We start from the raw sequence: 15,539 nt of genomic DNA on the forward strand, positions 1-15,539 counted from the left end.
CCAGTTGCTGCAAACCGCATTGCATCACTATCGGGCGATGGGCTTTTCGATTGCGCTGGACGACTTGGGCGCGGGTTATTCGATCCACCCTTCGAAAGTCGTACAAGTCGGCGACGAAGTGGAAGTCATGGTTCTGGACATCGACGAAGAGCGTCGTCGTATCTCCCTCGGCATCAAGCAGTGCAAATCTAACCCATGGGAAGATTTCTCTGGCCAGTTCAACAAGGGCGATAAAATCTCCGGCACCATCAAGTCGATCACCGATTTCGGTATCTTCATTGGTCTGGACGGCGGCATCGACGGTCTGGTTCACCTGTCCGACATCTCCTGGAACGAAGTTGGCGAAGAAGCTGTTCGTCGTTTCAAGAAGGGCGACGAACTGGACACCGTTATCCTGTCGGTTGACCCAGAGCGCGAGCGTATCTCCCTGGGTATCAAGCAACTGGAAAGCGATCCGTTCTCCGAGTACGTTCAAGAGAACGACAAAGGCGCAATCGTTAAGGGCATCGTGAAAGAAGTTGACGCTAAAGGCGCCATCATCACTCTGGCCGACGATATCGAAGCGACTCTGAAAGCCTCCGAAATCAGCCGTGACCGCGTTGAAGACGCGCGCAACGTTCTGAAAGAAGGCGAAGAAGTAGAAGCCAAGATCATCAGCGTTGACCGCAAGAGCCGCGTAATTCAGCTCTCGATCAAGTCGAAAGACGTTGAAGACGAGAAAGAAGCTATCCAGAGCCTGCGCGACAAGCCAGCTACGGAAGCTGCTGCTACTGGTGATACCACCATGGCTGCACTGCTGCGTGAAGCGATGGCCAAGCAGAACTAAGTTCTGTAAGACCATAGAAAAAGGGCGACTTCGGTCGCCCTTTTTTGTGCCTGAAATTCAGTGGGTGGTGTTAGGGGGTTGCCTGTGGATGGGTGTTTGTGAAACAAATGGTCGTTGTGGGCTGTCTGTTTCTTTAATCGGATCAATCATTTATTTGCAGCTAGTCTTTAGTCTGAAGCGAATAACAGTCGGGCGGGGCGCTCGATATAAGGAAGTGAATGAAAAAGCTCATAGTCGCAGTGGCGATGATCGCATTGGCGGGTTGCACTACGAACGCGAAGACGCACGTGGTGCGTGGGGTTAGCGGTATTGAGATCGATTGTTCGGGACTGGGCTCAGGCTGGGAAAAATGTCGCAAGCGTGCGGACAGGGAGTGCAAGGCAAGTGGCTACAAAGTCATAGCAAGGTCGGATGATGCCAAGGATGAAGATGAGTTTCCCTTTGGCTTCAATCCTGCTGGTTATCTGACGCGGACCATGTTGGTCATCTGCAGATAAGCTGTATTGGCGTTTGACTGCCTTGGAAGTAAGTGCCTCATCATTGGTAAAGATATGTCGAAACACGGACTGTTCAAATTCCTCAGGGCATGCTAAAACCTTTGAAGCGATTTTCCTAGCTGCTTGAAAAAGAAGGGAAAAATATGACGAAGTCGGAGTTGATCGAACGAATTGTCACCCATCAAGGGCTGCTCTCATCCAAGGATGTGGAGCTGGCCATCAAGACCATGCTTGAACAAATGTCCCAATGTCTGGCCACGGGAGATCGTATCGAGATTCGTGGTTTTGGCAGCTTCTCTCTGCACTATCGTGCGCCTCGAGTGGGGCGTAACCCGAAAACCGGTCAGTCGGTAAGCCTGGATGGCAAGTTTGTGCCGCACTTCAAGCCGGGGAAAGAGCTTCGGGATCGGGTGAATGAGGAAGAGGAGGAAGGGTTTGACCTCCATAACTAAAGGAACGGCGCATGCGTAACCTCAAGCGTGTACTCCTTGGTGTGTTTGTGCTGCTGATGATTTTGGCGGTGCTTGCCTTTGTTCTCGAAAATCAACAGTCGGTTTCGCTGTTGTTTCTGGGTTGGGCGGGGCCGCAATTACCGGTGTCGTTAGTCATGATTCTTGCGTTGCTGATCGGGATGCTGGTTGGGCCGGTGCTTGGCTGGTTTCTGGGACGTGGAGCCCGGGCTTCACGCAAGCGCCTGGTCTGATAGTCGAAACCCTGGCGTGCTGCTGATGTAACGAGAGCGCTCGCTCGGCAGTTGTTCGTCGCATTCCCCAAGACATCATTGACGCGGCCCCTAACGCCGATAGACTCATCCGTGGCCGACAGTACGGGTTTGGTGGTTGGGTGGCCGCTGTAGTCAGTGCTGGCATCTTCTTGCGACAACGGGTCGTGGGATAGTAAAAGACAAACCTGATTGCCTCGAACACAAAGCGCTCATAATCGAGAAGAAGTTCGGCGTTCGCCGCTGAAGCGTAAATGGAAGTTTTCAGGATGAATGTGATGGGCAAGAGCAAATGAGTTGTTCAAAAGTCCTGGTGACGGGGGCGAATGGGTTTGTCGGATCTGCGGTTGTAACCAAGTTGCTGTCGAGCGAGAAGTTTTCCGTGGTGTGCGGCGTTCGTACTCCGCCCCAAAAGAACTTACCTTGTGATCATTTATTTTTTGAGTTGGGCGCCGAAGTTCCGGCAGCCGCATTGACAGGTATAACCGAGGTCGTGCATGCGGCTGCGCGTGTGCATGTAATGGCTGCGCAGGGGGCGGATGACCTTAGCGCCTTTCGAGCGGCTAACGTTGATGGAACAATTAAGTTGGCGACCCGCGCTGCACAGGCGGGCGTAAAGCGCTTTGTTTTTATCAGTTCAATTAAGGTCAATGGGGAGTATACCCATCCGGGTCGGCCATTTACTTCGAGCGATCTGCCGACTCCAGTCGATGCCTATGGAATCTCCAAACGTGAAGCCGAGGACGCTCTGATTGAGTTGGGCGCGCGCACCGGAATGGAGATTGTGATTATTCGTCCTCCTCTGGTTTATGGCCCTGGCGTAAAGGCCAATTTCCTCAATATGCTTCGATGGGTTGAGCGGGGGATTCCACTGCCATTTGGTTCGATTAACAATCGGCGCAGCATGGTCGCGCTTGATAATCTGGTTGATTTGATCGTGCGCTGCATTGAGCACCCCTCGGCCCCCGGCAATATTTTTCTGGTCAGTGATGGCGAAGATCTGTCCACGACGCAGTTACTTCAGCGAGTCGCGCAATCACTTGGCGTGCGCTCTGCGCTGATCCCTTTCCCGCAACAGATCCTGTCTCTGGGGTTGGTTTTGCTGGGGAAACAGGCACTTTCCGTGCGTTTGTGTGGGTCGCTTCAAGTTGACGTACGGCGAACGTGTGAGTTATTGCAATGGTCACCGCCGGTCGGTATTGAGCAAGCGCTAGAAGGTGTGGCGAAACATTATCTGGATACAAAAAACAAATGATCTTTCTGTTGTTGTTGGTAGGGGTGTTTTTCACGTCCTGGTTGATGACGTTTTATTTGCGGCGCTATGCCTTGCGTAACAGTCTCGTCGATATACCCAATGCCCGAAGTTCGCACTCGATCCCAACTCCTCGAGGTGGCGGCGTATCCATAGTCATTTCGTTTCTTGGGGCATTGTGCGTATGTGCCTTAACTGGCGTGATCTCGTGGAGTGCATTTGCGGGATTGTTTGGGGCCGGTGCTGTAGTGGCCCTAATAGGGTTTGCTGATGATCATGGTCACATTGCGGCCCGATGGAGGCTGCTCGGGCACTTTGCAGCGGCTGTGTGGTTTTTGCTTTGCGTGGGAGGGCTCGCCCCGCTGAATCTGTTTGGATTTGTTGTTGACCTGGGTTGGTGGGGGAGTGCATTGGCTGCCATCTATCTGGTCTGGCTTTTGAACTTGTACAACTTTATGGATGGAATCGACGGTATAGCGGGGGCAGAGGCTATCTGTGTCTGTCTGGGTGGTGCATTTCTCTACTGGCTGGGCGGTTTCACGAATGAGTTGTGGGTGCCTCTTTTGCTTGCCAGCGCCTGTGCGGGCTTTTTGATCTGGAACTTTCCACCCGCGAAAATTTTCATGGGTGATGCGGGCAGCGGTTTTCTTGGCTTGATCCTCGGTGGCCTGGCATTGCAGGCAGCCGGGATCGCCCCGCAATTACTTTGGAGTTGGCTCATTCTGGCCGGTGTTTTCATCGTAGATGCAACCTACACGATGTTGCATCGCTTGATTCGGGGGGAAAAGGTATATGAGGCTCATCGCAGTCATGCCTATCAATATGCCTCTCGACATCACCTCAGTCATAAGAAAATCACCCTTGCCGTCATTTTGATCAATGTGTTCTGGCTGGCTCCTCTCGCGTTTTGGGTGGGGACGGGATCGCTGGATGGAGGAGTCGGCCTGTTGGTCGCCTATTTGCCTCTTGTTGTGTTGGCAGTGAAGTACAACGCAGGTAAGGCTGAGGCCTGATTCGGATGGTGTGCGTCGTCGAAACTGCTTATGTGTACGTGCAAAAGTGATGTCGCCGCGGGTCTTGTTGGGGTGATGTCAAGCGCAGATCCGTGAGTAGAATGCGCTTTGCTTTGACGGTGACCACTCGGTCTCTAAAGCACTGAATCCGTGGATGAACGTACTGTCTCCGCCACTCACCGCCACTCAATTGCACAAAATTGTATGGTAAACTTCTCTGGTTTTTATGGAGTGATGGCATAAAGCCAACACTTCGCTGGCAGATGCGATTCCCTTGCTTGACCAACGTAGCGTCTCTGCGCGCAAGGGGGTTGTGTGTTTTCGGGTGTAATGTGGTGGCAACCCTTTGGGTTAACGCCGGTCTATCCCGCATTTCCTGGGTAGCATGGATGCGCTGCGAGCTCTTGGTAGCGATTCTGTTGCAGGTATTCGAACAACGTCTTTGGTTTTTTCGGGCACCGACGGTTGGTTGAGGCTGCAAGAAAGGATCTCTTCGCAAGAAGGCTCCAACCCGCATTGAGTACAGATTCGCGATATGTCCCCCTTTTGTTGCTCCTCTGGATGCAGCGGGCGAAGACGTTCAACTGATGAGTGGCAACCGGATCATGGACCCGAGTTTTGGTCCGGGAAGTGAGGAGTAGGCAATGAGAGTTATGGTGTTGGGTGTTTCCGGAATGCTGGGTAACGCAGCCTACCGAGTGTTATCGGCTAACCCCGATTTAAGCGTTTACGGTACCGCTCGGAGCGAGGGTTCCCGAAAATTTTTCTCTGAGGCCTTGGCCGAGAAAATCATTCTGGGCGTGGATGTCGAAAGTCAAGACTCGCTGATCAAGGCTTTCGGGACGATTAAGCCCGATGTCGTGATCAATTGTGTGGGCCTGGTCAAGCAATTGGCCGATGCAAATGATCCACTTCAGGCTGTGCCAATCAATACATTGCTGCCTCATCGCCTGGCCGCCTTGTGCAAGGCGACTGGCGCGCGCCTGGTCCATATCAGTACCGATTGCGTTTTTTCGGGTGAGAAGGGTAGTTACCGGGAGTCGGACTTCCCTGACGCTTACGACCTGTATGGGCGTTCCAAGCTGTTGGGTGAAGTGGATTATCCTCACGCCATTACGCTGCGTACCTCGATTATCGGCCGTGAACTGTCCGGGCATCGCAGCCTGGTCGGCTGGTTCCTCGCGCAGCAAGGCTCCGTTCAAGGATTCACCGGCGCTATTTTCTCTGGTCTGCCAACCATGGAGTTGGCACGGGTGATCAATGAGTACGTATTACCGCGTCCTGATCTGCATGGCCTGTATCACGTAGCTACCCAGCCTATAAATAAGTACGACTTGCTGAAGCTTGTAGCGAAAACTTATGGAAAAGACACTGAGATTGTCCCTTCGGACAGGTTGACGATCGACCGTTCGTTAAACGCGGACCGCTTCCGGGAGGCGACAGGTTACGTTGCCCCTGAGTGGCCGGTTTTAGTACAAAACATGCATGACTTCAATTAAGCGCAAGGTTTAGATTATGTTCGATAATAAAGTATTGATGATTACTGGCGGTACTGGCTCTTTTGGTAACGCGGTTCTGAATCGTTTTCTGAAGACCGACGTTAAAGAGATCCGCATCTTCAGTCGTGATGAAAAAAAGCAAGAAGACATGCGGATTGCCTTGAACGATCCGAAGCTGAAATTCTATATCGGCGATGTTCGTGACTACGACAGCATTCACTCAGCGATGAAGGGCGTCGACTACGTCTTTCATGCGGCTGCACTGAAGCAGGTCCCGTCTTGCGAGTTCTACCCGATGGAAGCCGTACGCACCAACGTCCTTGGCGCAGATAACGTCATGAAGGCGGCGATCGCCAATCGCGTTGATCGCGTAATTGTGCTCAGCACCGACAAAGCGGTGTATCCGATCAATGCAATGGGCATCTCCAAGGCAATGATGGAGAAGCTCATGGTGGCCAAGGCGCGTATGCAGTCGGAAGGCGAAACCGTTTTCTGCGCGACCCGTTACGGCAACGTAATGGCCTCCCGTGGTTCGGTGATTCCGTTGTTCATCGAACAACTGCGTGAAGGCAAATCGATCACTATCACTGACCCGACCATGACTCGCTTCCTGATGTCTCTGGAAGACTCTGTTGATCTGGTGCTGCACGCTTTCGAGCACGGCGAGCAAGGCGACATTTTTGTTCAGAAAGCTCCGGCGTCCACTATCGAAGTGTTGGCGCAGGCCCTGAAAGAACTGTTCGCCAAAGACAATGAAATTCGCATCATCGGTACTCGCCATGGCGAGAAGCTCTATGAGTCGCTGGTGTCTCGTGAAGAGTTGGCAAAAGCCGAAGACATGGGTCAGTACTACCGTGTGCCTGCCGATAACCGTGACCTGAACTACGCAAAATTTTTCGTAGAAGGCGAAATGGAAATTACCGAATTCGAAGATTACACCTCTCACAACACCACTCGACTCGATATCGAAGGCGTAAAAGAGCTGCTCCTGAAACTGTCGTACATCCAGGAGCAACTCAATGCTTAAGGTAATGACCATTGTCGGGACCCGTCCTGAACTGATCAAAATGTCGCGGGTTATCGCCGAGTTCGACACGCATACCCACCACATCCTGGTTCACACCGGGCAGAACTTTGACTATGAATTGAACCAGGTTTTCTTCGATGACCTGGATATTCGTAAGCCGGATTACTTCCTCGGTGCTGTAGGCAGTAACGCCGCGCAAACCATCGCGCGCGTGATCGAGAAAGCCGACGAAGTCATGGAAGCCGAGAAACCGGACGCCCTGATGCTATATGGCGATACCAACTCCTGTCTGGCAGTAATCGCGGCCAAGCGGCGGAAAATTCCGGTATTCCACATGGAGGCAGGTAACCGCTGCTTCGACCAACGTGTGCCGGAAGAGCTGAACCGCAAGGTCCTGGATCACCTCAGCGACATTAACCTGGTATTGACCGAGCATGCTCGTCGCTACCTGCTGGATGAAGGGATTCCGCCCGATCGTATTATCAAGTCGGGCTCTCACATGCAGGAAGTACTGGAGCATTTCGAACCCAAGATTTTGGGTTCGACAATCCTCGACAAACTTGAGCTGAAATCGAAGAACTTCTTCGTTGTCAGCGCGCATCGTGAAGAAAACGTCGATACGCCGGCTAACCTGCAAGACCTGTTGAATACGCTGCAGGCACTGGTTGAAACCTATGACATGCCAGTCATTGTTTCCACCCACCCACGTACTCGTCAGCGTCTGGAAGCATTGGGTCTCGACGGTCTGGATTCGAGAATCCAGTTCCTCAAGCCGTTCGGTTTCTTTGATTACATCAAGCTGCAGATGGAAGCGTTCTGCATTCTGTCCGACAGCGGCACCATCACCGAAGAAGCTTCGCTGCTGGGCTTGACCGCCGTGACGATTCGTAATGCACATGAGCGTCCAGAAGGTATGGACCAAGGCACGCTAATCATGAGCGGGCTGAAATCGGAGCGGGTTCTGGATGCTGTGCGTATTGTGACCAGCCAGGATCAGGCGGGTGCTATTCGTCGTGTGGTTCCAGACTACGAAGGTGGGCTGGTATCGCAGAAGGTGCTGCGGATTGTTTTGAGTTATGTTGATTTTATCAATCGGACCATCTGGTCCAAGTAAATCCGAATTTAGCGCAAGCAACAAAATTAGTGAGAGAAATAATGAGCACGAATAGTCAGACGTTGGACGCAATTTACAATGAGGGTGAACGTCTGGTTCCGGGAGAAACTCACGGCCGAGATGAGGTGGTTCGTCACAAGAGCAGTTATCAACTGTTTCGTGACATTATCGAATCCGACATCTTGCGTGATCCGTCGATGCTTGTTTCCGGTTTCACTATCCTGGACATCGGGTGTGGCACCGGGCATGGCACATTCATGCTCAGCGACATTCTAGGCGCGAAGATCACGGGCATCGATCCGAGTATCGAATCGGTGCAGTACGCAAAAGATAACTACGGCGCGAAAAACATTCAGTATGTGAACGGCGATGCTGAGTCGTACGTGCGCGAATCGCGGTCATTTGACTACGTTGTCTCGCGCCATGCGTTGGAGCACGTGGTGGACGGCCTGAATTTTGCGCTGAAAGTAGATTGCCGCAAACGTCTTATGGTCAACGTTCCATTTAATGAAGGTGACGGTAACGTCCATCACCTCGTTCACTGGATCAAGGAAGAGCAATTCGAGGCCTATCCAAATAAAGAATTCTTCTACGAGGGACTGGATGGCGTTACCGAGCTGACGCGTACCGAAGAAAATCCGCCCAATTCGATTGTTTGCATTTCCAGTGCTCCTGAACTCAAGCCTGTTCGTGAACTCTTCGAGTTTCCGATTGCGGCATGGAAACCTGAGTTTTTGCAGAACCTGGGTATTGAGGCGCTTGAGTCGGACATCGAAGAGCGCGAGTTGCAGATTCAGCAGGCCCAATTGCAGATTCAGCAGCGCGAGCAATATTTCATCGAAAAAGAAACTCAGCTCGACACTCATCACTCAAATCTGCGCGACCTTGAGAATGACGTGCGCCGTCGTGAAGCGTGGGTTGCCGAGAAAGAAACACAGCTTGCTACTCATGAAACAAACCTGGCTGGCATTCAGGCGGACCTCGTTCGTCGCGAACAAATTATTGCCAATAGCATGATTGCTCGTCTCGCGTTGAAAGCAGGTTCATTTCGGAAATGAAGGTACTTCAGGTCAATGGCTACGAGTCACCAGGTCGTCGATTTAATGGTCTATCCATTACGCCGCTACTGAAAAAATACGATGTCGAATCTCGACACCTTATTTGGGAGAAGGATACTCAGAACCCTGAAGTGCTGACTTTTGAGGGGAAGAATACAAGGAAAATCAACCGGATTATCAATCGGGTTGAGCGCTTGACCTCAATGCAGTCTGTGTTGTATCCGCACGCCAAGCAGATGATGAAAATGCCTGCCTTCGAGGAGGCAGATGTGTTGCATTTGCACATCATCCACTCGGGCTATATGAGCCTCGGCGACCTGCCGGAAATTACCCGGCGCAAACCGACGGTCTGGACGCTACATGACCCGTGGGCCATGACAGGGCATTGTGTTTATCCATTCGAGTGCAAGCGCTGGATGACAGGTTGCGGCAAATGCCCGGACCTGGACATTCACTTCCCGCTACTCATGGATACGACAGCGTTTTTGTTCAAGTACAAAAAACGTGCGTACAACAAATCGAAGTTCGACGTAATCGTCGCTTCGAAGTGGATGCGCGATATGGTTGAGGCTTCTCCTCTTTTTGAGGATGTTGATATCCATCAAGTGCCCTTTGGCCTGGACCTTGATTTCTTCAATCCAAATGCCTCGCCGGATGCGCGTAAACGCTTCGGTATTCCAGATGATGCTTTGGTCATTTGCTTCCGGGCTGTGGATAACCAGTTCAAAGGCCTGCCGTACATCATTCAGGCGCTTGAGCGTATTAGCGCCAATCAACCAATTTGTCTGTTGACGCTCAACAGCAAAGGTTTGATGGAGCAGTTTGCCGATCGATTCCAGCTGGTGGAACTTGGCTGGACCAACGATGAAGAGTTGGCTCGCGATGCGTTTGTAGCGTCTGACATCTTCCTGATGCCGTCGATCGTAGAAGCGTTTGGCGTAATGGCCATTGAGGCGTTCGCGTGCGGCAAACCGGTGATCGTGTTCGAAGGAACTTCTTTGCCAGAAGTAACTTTCGCTCCTGAAGTAGGGGTTTCGGTACCGATGCACGATGGAGAGGGACTCTACCGCGCTCTACAACACCTGATCGACAATCCGGCTGAGCGTGAAGAACGTGGTCGCAAGGGACGAGAGATTGCCGAGTTGCACTATGGTGACGACTTGTATGCCCAGCGGCTGGCGGAGATATACAAAACGGTTGCTGCTAAATGAAAGTACTGCTTTTAACTGATATTCCACCTTGCCGTAACTTTACTGCTGGGTTGGTGCTGGATCGGTTGGTCGGTTTTCTGCCTAAGGATCAGGTCGCAATTTGTGCCGTGGTTAATCCTGCGCTAAACCCCGAGATTCCAGCGGAACTCGAATCGGTTCCCAAGCTGATTTTAAGGAAGCCACGAGAGGCAGCCGTTCGTGTGCTGCCTCGTAAGGCAGGGATCTTGTCGGCATTTCCGTTTGAGTTGGTACAGGCCGGTCGCGTGCAGCGTGAATTGCTGCCGCAAATTGTCGAGTTCGCCAAAGCACAAAAAGTTGATGCGGTGTGGGTCGTGTTGCAAGGCCAGACCATGGTGCGTCTGGCTCGTCAATTGACCAAAGCCCTCAATGTGCCGCTACTCACTCAGGTCTGGGATCCGTTCGGATGGTGGTTGCAAGCGAACCTCATCGACGGTTTTACTCGCCGTCGTTTGCTCAAAGAGTTCGACGAGGTCATCAAGGACAGCGTTTCCTGTGCGACCGCGTCGTGGGCAATGTCCGAGAATTACACAAGCAAATACCGTGTCGTTAACGCGCCGGTGATTGCCGGCCTGCCTCGTGAACTGGCGCTGTCGCCCGCTACCACCGCGCATGATAGTGATGAATTTATTATTGCGATGGCCGGGCAGTTTTATGCACAGACAGAGTGGGAATGCCTGCAACACGCCCTGAATGCCTGCAACTGGAAAATTGCCGGTAAACGGATTCGTGTGCGCGTCATGGGGGGGGCTTTCAAAGTATTCACGCAGAGCCCGTCTAACTTTGAGTACCTGGGTTGGCAGAGCCAGGAAGAGACCATTCGACTGTTATCCGAGTCTGACCTTCTCTATTTGCCTTACTGGTTCTCGGGCGAATACCACGAAGAGTCCAGTAACAGTTTCCCGTCGAAGGTTGTCACTTACTTTGCCGCGGGCCGCCCGGTGTTCTGCCACGCCCCGGCTTATGCGTCTCCGGCCAAGTACATCAAAGCTAATGAGGCCGGCTTTCTTTGCGAGTCGCTCGACACTACGGCGATCATCAGTCAATTGGAAAGAGCAGTTCAAGACACCGAGGCTTACGCTCGTTTTGCTGCTAATGGCCATTCTTGCTTCATGAAGGATTTCACTCTGGAGCGCATGAAAGAATCCTTTCTCGCGTTTTTGGGGAATCACACTAAAGCATCAATGGGGATTTCTAATTGAGTCAGAATATCCTCACTGCTCATGTAAGGCATTTCGATTTAATCAAGCAACTGATCAAACGCGACGTCGACATGCGATTCAAGGGCGCGCTGTTAGGCGTCCTTTGGCCGCTGATCACGCCGTTGATGACGTTGGCAATGTACGCCGTGGTGTTTGGCTACTTTTTGCCTTCTCGTTGGCCTGGCGTCGAAGGCATTACAGGCTTCGCGTTGATGTTGTTCCCCGGTCTGATCGTGTTCACGTTTTTTGCCGAATGTGTTAACCGCGCGCCCAATCTTATTACCTCGAATCCCAATTTCGTCAAGAAAGTGGTGTTCCCGGTCGAGCTTCTGGTTTGGGTCCCCATCGGCTCAGCGGTCTTTCAACTGTGCCTGAGTATCGTCGCGTGGGCGGCTATAGCCCTGTTCGTCAACGGCAGCCTGCAATGGACCATCGTCTTTCTGCCTATAGTCATCGCACCTATGGTTCTGTGCCTCTTGGGCATAACGTGGTTCCTAAGTGCCTTGGGCGTATTCCTGCGGGATATCGCGCAGTTGACCATCGTGATCACTCAAGCCTTGATGTTTTTCTCTCCAGTGCTCTACCCGCTCGACAAACTCCCGCAGTGGGCCAGTCAATTGATCATGCTCAATCCGCTGTCGTTTATCGTTGAACAGGCGCGGTTGGTGATGATCAATGGCGTGATTCCCAACTTCCAGGGCCTGCTGATCTACACCTGCGTGAGCCTGGTCGTCTGCTGGCTCGGCCTTCGCTTCTTCAGATCTGTCAGACACGGCTTTGCGGACGTTTTATGAGTATGGACATGACTACAGAAGTTAAACCGCAGCCGGTTATTGAAGTGGTTGGTCTTGAAAAGGCCTACCACATCTATGACGCACCCCATGATCGCCTGAAACAGATCTTTCTCGGCTGGAAGCGTAATTATTATCGCGATTTCCTCGCACTGAAAGACGTCAACTTCGAAGTTCTGAAGGGGCAGTCAGTGGGCGTGATCGGTCGCAACGGGGCCGGTAAAAGTACCCTGTTGCAACTGCTCACCGGAACCCTGACGCCGACTAAAGGCTCAGTGAAAATCAACGGGAAGGTCGCCGCTGTCCTGGAACTGGGTTCGGGCTTCAATCCCGAGTTCAGTGGCCGCGAAAATATCTACCTGTACGCCAGCTTGTTCGAGTTGAAGAAGTCCTGCATCGAAGAGCGGTTCCAGAAAATTGTTGATTTCTCGGAGCTGGGCGATTTTATCGACCAGCCTGTAAAAGCCTATTCCAGTGGCATGCAGGCTCGCTTGGCGTTCTCCGTTATTGCTCATGTCGACGCCGATATTCTGATTATCGATGAAGCCCTGTCGGTGGGTGATGCGTTCTTCGCGCAGAAGTGCATGCGTTTCCTGAGACAGTTTCAGGAGCGGGGCACGATTCTTTTCGTCAGCCACGATCTCGCGGCAGTTACTGCGTTTTGCGATCATGCGATCTGGCTTGAAGGCGGGGTTGTTCGCGATGCCGGCAGCGCGAAAGATGTCTGTGAGAAGTATTTTGCCCAGCTCTACATGCAACATACCGGTGCCGAGGGCGCTGCTGCGGTAGTCGTTGAGGCAGACGCCGAAGAAGAAGTCGAGGACATCGTTGAAGAAGAACCGGCCGATGAAGTTATCGAGCAACGTATCGTTATGCACGATGATGAGTCCATCTCCAAAGGGGCTCAAGAGATCGAGAGCTTCGGCTTCAACCCTCAGTCTTCGACATTCGGGACAGGTGGCGCAGAAATACAGAAAGTCAGCTTCGCTAATGCCAAAGGTCGTCAGCTAACGGTGTGTGAAGGTGGTGCGGAAGTTGTTGTAAAGGTTTCAGCCAAAGCTATCCACGATGTGGATTTACCTATTATCGGGTTCATCATCAAGGACCGATTGGGGCAGCCTTTAATAGGTGGAAACACCTATCACTCCTACAAAGAGTCACCAGTCAGAGTTGTTGCCGGCAAGCGTATCGACGCCGAATTCCATTTCAAATTGCCGATTCTGGCCGTGGGTGACTATTCGATTGTGGCCGCTATCGCCAACGGTACTTTGCATGAGCACGTGCAACTGCACTGGATGCATGACGCCGTATTGTTCAAAGTAGTCGCTTCAAGCATCGACGGCGTTATCGTCGGAGCACCGCTAGACAAAATTATTCTTACCTCTAAGGCCTGACCCAACCATGACACAACAACAAGATCCGGGGCGGTTAGCCTGGGCGGATGTTTGCCGACTGATTGCGATGTTTGGGGTGTTGCTCATCCATATTTCGGCACCGATCTTCTACGACTATAGAAATATAGAGTTGAATAGCTTTCTGGTTGCCAATGCCCTCGATTCTATCTCGAGAGTTTCAGTACCGCTGTTTGCAATGCTTTCCGGGGCGTTGCTGCTGGGTCGAGACATGTCCAAAGGGCTGGGCGGAGTTGTGTCCAGGGTGCTGAAGGTTGCGATCCCACTCGCGTTCTGGAGTGTGTTGCACGTTTTCTGGATCAACTACTGGACCGGTAAGCCGCTGAATGTTCCAAATGCACTGTTTCAAGCCTTGCAAGGGCCGGTGATGTATCACCTGTGGTTTGTCTACATGACCATTGGTGTTTATATCCTGTTGCCGATTCTGCAACCGATCTCGGTGGCCCTACTGGCCAGTAAGCGATTGGCCGCCTATTTTTTCGGCGTTTGGTTCGTGATTAATGCGGTTACCGTTTATTTCCCGGTCAATGTCCTCAGTCATTTGACCCTCACAGGCTTTTTGAACTGGCCGGGTTACTTCCTCTTAGGCTTCTATATCATTCGTTCGGATGTTTTGAGTAAGGTTCCCGCTTGGTGCAGTGCCGTGGTTTTTTGTTTGGCGAGCCTGGTGACGTTTCTGATTAGTTGGCGGCTCAATTCGCTGTCACCGATTCCCGACGAGACAGCCTTCCTGTATTTCAGCCCGAACGTGTTGATTGCTGCGTGCGCCGCATTCCATCTGATCAGAAAAATCCGGGTGACCGCGGTTCTAGTCCGCCCAGTGGCGTTTTTGTCCAGCATCGTCTTCCCCGTGTATTTTATGCACCTGTTAGTCATCGACCTGATCAAGGCCGGGATGTTCGGATTTACCTTGAACCTTGCGTCGATGTCGACTGTCACATCGATTCTAAGCTTGTCTTTGGCCACGTTTGCGGTGTGTCTGGTGCTGGCAGCACTGACCCGGTTGATACCGTATTCAGCAAAACTGGTGGGGTAGCTATTAATTTTTAATAGAAGCCACCTGAGGACGGGTTCAATTTTGGGGGCAAAATGACCATAAATGAATCGATTCACTCACCGCTTGAAAACTTTCCAATGGCGGCTTCATCCGTTGAGGATCCAATTGACCTGACTATTGTTATCCCCTGCCTGAATGAGGCGGAAAACATTGTAGGCATTCTGGACAGCGTCAAAGCCGCGGTCACCGGCCAGGCATTCACCACTGAAGTCATCGTGGTTGATGATAAAAGTGATGACGAGACTTACAGTCTCGCCTCCACCTGGGGGGATGCCAACAGAGATCAACTTCCTGTTCGAGTTATCAGTCGCTCCCTGCATCGTCGTGGCTACGGTGCTGTTGTTCGGTACGGTGCGGCGCATGGTATTGGCCGCTACTGCATTTTCGTCTCTGCGGATGCGGTTGATCCTATTCACCTGATTCCCGCGCTTTACCGCGAGATGGAAGGGGGCGCCGTACTAGCCCAATGCTCCCGTTATATCCAGGAGGGTGATGACGGTACTATTCCCTTCAAATACAAATTTTTTCAGTTCTTCTTCCGAATCGGAGTGCGGATCGCGGTGGGTCATTACATTCCCGACTCGACTTACGCGTTCAAGATGTTTCGAAGAAGAGAGACGTTAGGGTTAGGACTCAGCCAAAACAGATTTAGTATCAGCCCGGAAATTACTTTCAAATCCATTCTTATGGGCGGGGAGGTCAAATATATCGCGGGCGCACAAGGCGTCCGTGAGCGAGGGGTATCAAAATTTATTTTTCGCAAGGAAGGGTTTGGTTTCGGATATTGTCTGGTTCGAGCCTTTTTGCATAAAACCAAACTTGTTTATTGGTTCTGATGGTG

At 51.9% G+C, this 15,539-nt stretch carries 16 protein-coding genes; all 16 read left to right on the plus strand.

Translation table 11 applies throughout. The annotated features are described in order from the left end of the window. Positions 1 to 826: S1 RNA-binding domain-containing protein (locus ACQKP4_RS18835; RefSeq protein WP_427635158.1), on the plus strand; the 826-nt coding region annotated here is incomplete at its 5' end. Between the two features lie 218 nt (positions 827 to 1,044). After that, positions 1,045 to 1,323 carry a hypothetical protein gene (locus ACQKP4_RS18840; RefSeq protein ID WP_427635159.1) on the plus strand — a complete coding sequence of 93 codons (279 nt, stop codon included), beginning with the start codon at positions 1,045 to 1,047 and terminating at the stop codon, positions 1,321 to 1,323. 143 nt (positions 1,324 to 1,466) lie between these two features. After that, the gene (gene ihfB / locus ACQKP4_RS18845) at positions 1,467 to 1,775 is read left to right on the plus strand and encodes an integration host factor subunit beta (RefSeq protein WP_054051920.1); all 309 of its coding nucleotides are present in this window, start codon (positions 1,467 to 1,469) and stop codon (positions 1,773 to 1,775) included. 11 nt (positions 1,776 to 1,786) lie between these two features. Continuing rightward, positions 1,787 to 2,026, plus strand: a complete 240-nt coding sequence (locus tag ACQKP4_RS18850) for a lipopolysaccharide assembly protein LapA domain-containing protein (RefSeq protein ID WP_427635160.1) — start codon at positions 1,787 to 1,789, stop codon at positions 2,024 to 2,026. 310 nt (positions 2,027 to 2,336) lie between these two features. Further along, the gene (locus ACQKP4_RS18855; protein WP_427635161.1) at positions 2,337 to 3,299 is read left to right on the plus strand and encodes a UDP-glucose 4-epimerase family protein; all 963 of its coding nucleotides are present in this window, start codon (positions 2,337 to 2,339) and stop codon (positions 3,297 to 3,299) included. Continuing rightward, the gene (locus tag ACQKP4_RS18860) at positions 3,296 to 4,309 is read left to right on the plus strand and encodes an MraY family glycosyltransferase (RefSeq protein ID WP_427635162.1); all 1,014 of its coding nucleotides are present in this window, start codon (positions 3,296 to 3,298) and stop codon (positions 4,307 to 4,309) included. Before ACQKP4_RS18855 ends, ACQKP4_RS18860 begins: the two co-directional genes overlap by 4 nt. 644 nt (positions 4,310 to 4,953) lie before the next feature. Next, positions 4,954 to 5,808 (plus strand): dTDP-4-dehydrorhamnose reductase family protein, encoded by an 855-nt coding sequence (locus tag ACQKP4_RS18865; RefSeq protein ID WP_427635163.1) that lies wholly within the window; start codon positions 4,954 to 4,956, stop codon positions 5,806 to 5,808. Between the two features lie 16 nt (positions 5,809 to 5,824). Beyond that, positions 5,825 to 6,835 carry a polysaccharide biosynthesis protein gene (locus ACQKP4_RS18870; protein ID WP_123432689.1) on the plus strand — a complete coding sequence of 337 codons (1,011 nt, stop codon included), beginning with the start codon at positions 5,825 to 5,827 and terminating at the stop codon, positions 6,833 to 6,835. After that, on the plus strand, positions 6,828 to 7,949 hold the full coding sequence (wecB, locus tag ACQKP4_RS18875; protein ID WP_427635164.1) for a non-hydrolyzing UDP-N-acetylglucosamine 2-epimerase: 1,122 nt from the start codon (positions 6,828 to 6,830) through the stop codon (positions 7,947 to 7,949). The genes ACQKP4_RS18870 and wecB overlap by 8 nt, the downstream gene beginning before the upstream one ends. A 41-nt stretch (positions 7,950 to 7,990) precedes the next feature. After that, positions 7,991 to 9,007, plus strand: coding sequence for a class I SAM-dependent methyltransferase (locus ACQKP4_RS18880; RefSeq protein ID WP_427635165.1), 1,017 nt, complete (start codon positions 7,991 to 7,993; stop codon positions 9,005 to 9,007). After that, entirely contained in the window at positions 9,004 to 10,218 is a 1,215-nt protein-coding gene (locus tag ACQKP4_RS18885; protein ID WP_123432686.1) for a glycosyltransferase family 4 protein, read from the plus strand. Before ACQKP4_RS18880 ends, ACQKP4_RS18885 begins: the two co-directional genes overlap by 4 nt. Beyond that, positions 10,215 to 11,438 carry a glycosyltransferase gene (locus tag ACQKP4_RS18890; protein WP_427635166.1) on the plus strand — a complete coding sequence of 408 codons (1,224 nt, stop codon included), beginning with the start codon at positions 10,215 to 10,217 and terminating at the stop codon, positions 11,436 to 11,438. The genes ACQKP4_RS18885 and ACQKP4_RS18890 overlap by 4 nt, the downstream gene beginning before the upstream one ends. Then, complete coding sequence (locus tag ACQKP4_RS18895; protein WP_259698489.1) at positions 11,435 to 12,232, plus strand: ABC transporter permease; 798 nt, start codon at positions 11,435 to 11,437, stop codon at positions 12,230 to 12,232. Before ACQKP4_RS18890 ends, ACQKP4_RS18895 begins: the two co-directional genes overlap by 4 nt. 8 nt (positions 12,233 to 12,240) lie before the next feature. Further along, positions 12,241 to 13,623, plus strand: a complete 1,383-nt coding sequence (locus ACQKP4_RS18900; RefSeq protein WP_427635167.1) for an ABC transporter ATP-binding protein — start codon at positions 12,241 to 12,243, stop codon at positions 13,621 to 13,623. Positions 13,624 to 13,630: 7 nt separating this feature from the next. Then, positions 13,631 to 14,677 (plus strand): acyltransferase, encoded by a 1,047-nt coding sequence (locus ACQKP4_RS18905; RefSeq protein WP_427635168.1) that lies wholly within the window; start codon positions 13,631 to 13,633, stop codon positions 14,675 to 14,677. A gap of 53 nt (positions 14,678 to 14,730) precedes the next feature. Continuing rightward, complete coding sequence (locus ACQKP4_RS18910; protein ID WP_427635169.1) at positions 14,731 to 15,534, plus strand: glycosyltransferase family 2 protein; 804 nt, start codon at positions 14,731 to 14,733, stop codon at positions 15,532 to 15,534. The last annotated feature ends 5 nt before the right edge of the window (positions 15,535 to 15,539 follow it).

The organism is Pseudomonas sp. NPDC086278, from assembly GCF_050280905.1.
Taxonomy (GTDB): Bacteria; Pseudomonadota; Gammaproteobacteria; order Pseudomonadales; family Pseudomonadaceae; genus Aquipseudomonas.

Coding starts and splice junctions, on each gene's coding strand:
- ACQKP4_RS18840 (WP_427635159.1), top strand. CDS start 1,045: ATGAAAAAGCTCATAGTCGCAGTGGCGATGATCGCATTGGCGGGTTGC.
- ihfB (WP_054051920.1), top strand. CDS start 1,467: ATGACGAAGTCGGAGTTGATCGAACGAATTGTCACCCATCAAGGGCTG.
- ACQKP4_RS18850 (WP_427635160.1), top strand. CDS start 1,787: ATGCGTAACCTCAAGCGTGTACTCCTTGGTGTGTTTGTGCTGCTGATG.
- ACQKP4_RS18855 (WP_427635161.1), top strand. CDS start 2,337: ATGAGTTGTTCAAAAGTCCTGGTGACGGGGGCGAATGGGTTTGTCGGA.
- ACQKP4_RS18860 (WP_427635162.1), top strand. CDS start 3,296: ATGATCTTTCTGTTGTTGTTGGTAGGGGTGTTTTTCACGTCCTGGTTG.
- ACQKP4_RS18865 (WP_427635163.1), top strand. CDS start 4,954: ATGAGAGTTATGGTGTTGGGTGTTTCCGGAATGCTGGGTAACGCAGCC.
- ACQKP4_RS18870 (WP_123432689.1), top strand. CDS start 5,825: ATGTTCGATAATAAAGTATTGATGATTACTGGCGGTACTGGCTCTTTT.
- wecB (WP_427635164.1), top strand. CDS start 6,828: ATGCTTAAGGTAATGACCATTGTCGGGACCCGTCCTGAACTGATCAAA.
- ACQKP4_RS18880 (WP_427635165.1), top strand. CDS start 7,991: ATGAGCACGAATAGTCAGACGTTGGACGCAATTTACAATGAGGGTGAA.
- ACQKP4_RS18885 (WP_123432686.1), top strand. CDS start 9,004: ATGAAGGTACTTCAGGTCAATGGCTACGAGTCACCAGGTCGTCGATTT.
- ACQKP4_RS18890 (WP_427635166.1), top strand. CDS start 10,215: ATGAAAGTACTGCTTTTAACTGATATTCCACCTTGCCGTAACTTTACT.
- ACQKP4_RS18900 (WP_427635167.1), top strand. CDS start 12,241: ATGACTACAGAAGTTAAACCGCAGCCGGTTATTGAAGTGGTTGGTCTT.
- ACQKP4_RS18905 (WP_427635168.1), top strand. CDS start 13,631: ATGACACAACAACAAGATCCGGGGCGGTTAGCCTGGGCGGATGTTTGC.
- ACQKP4_RS18910 (WP_427635169.1), top strand. CDS start 14,731: ATGACCATAAATGAATCGATTCACTCACCGCTTGAAAACTTTCCAATG.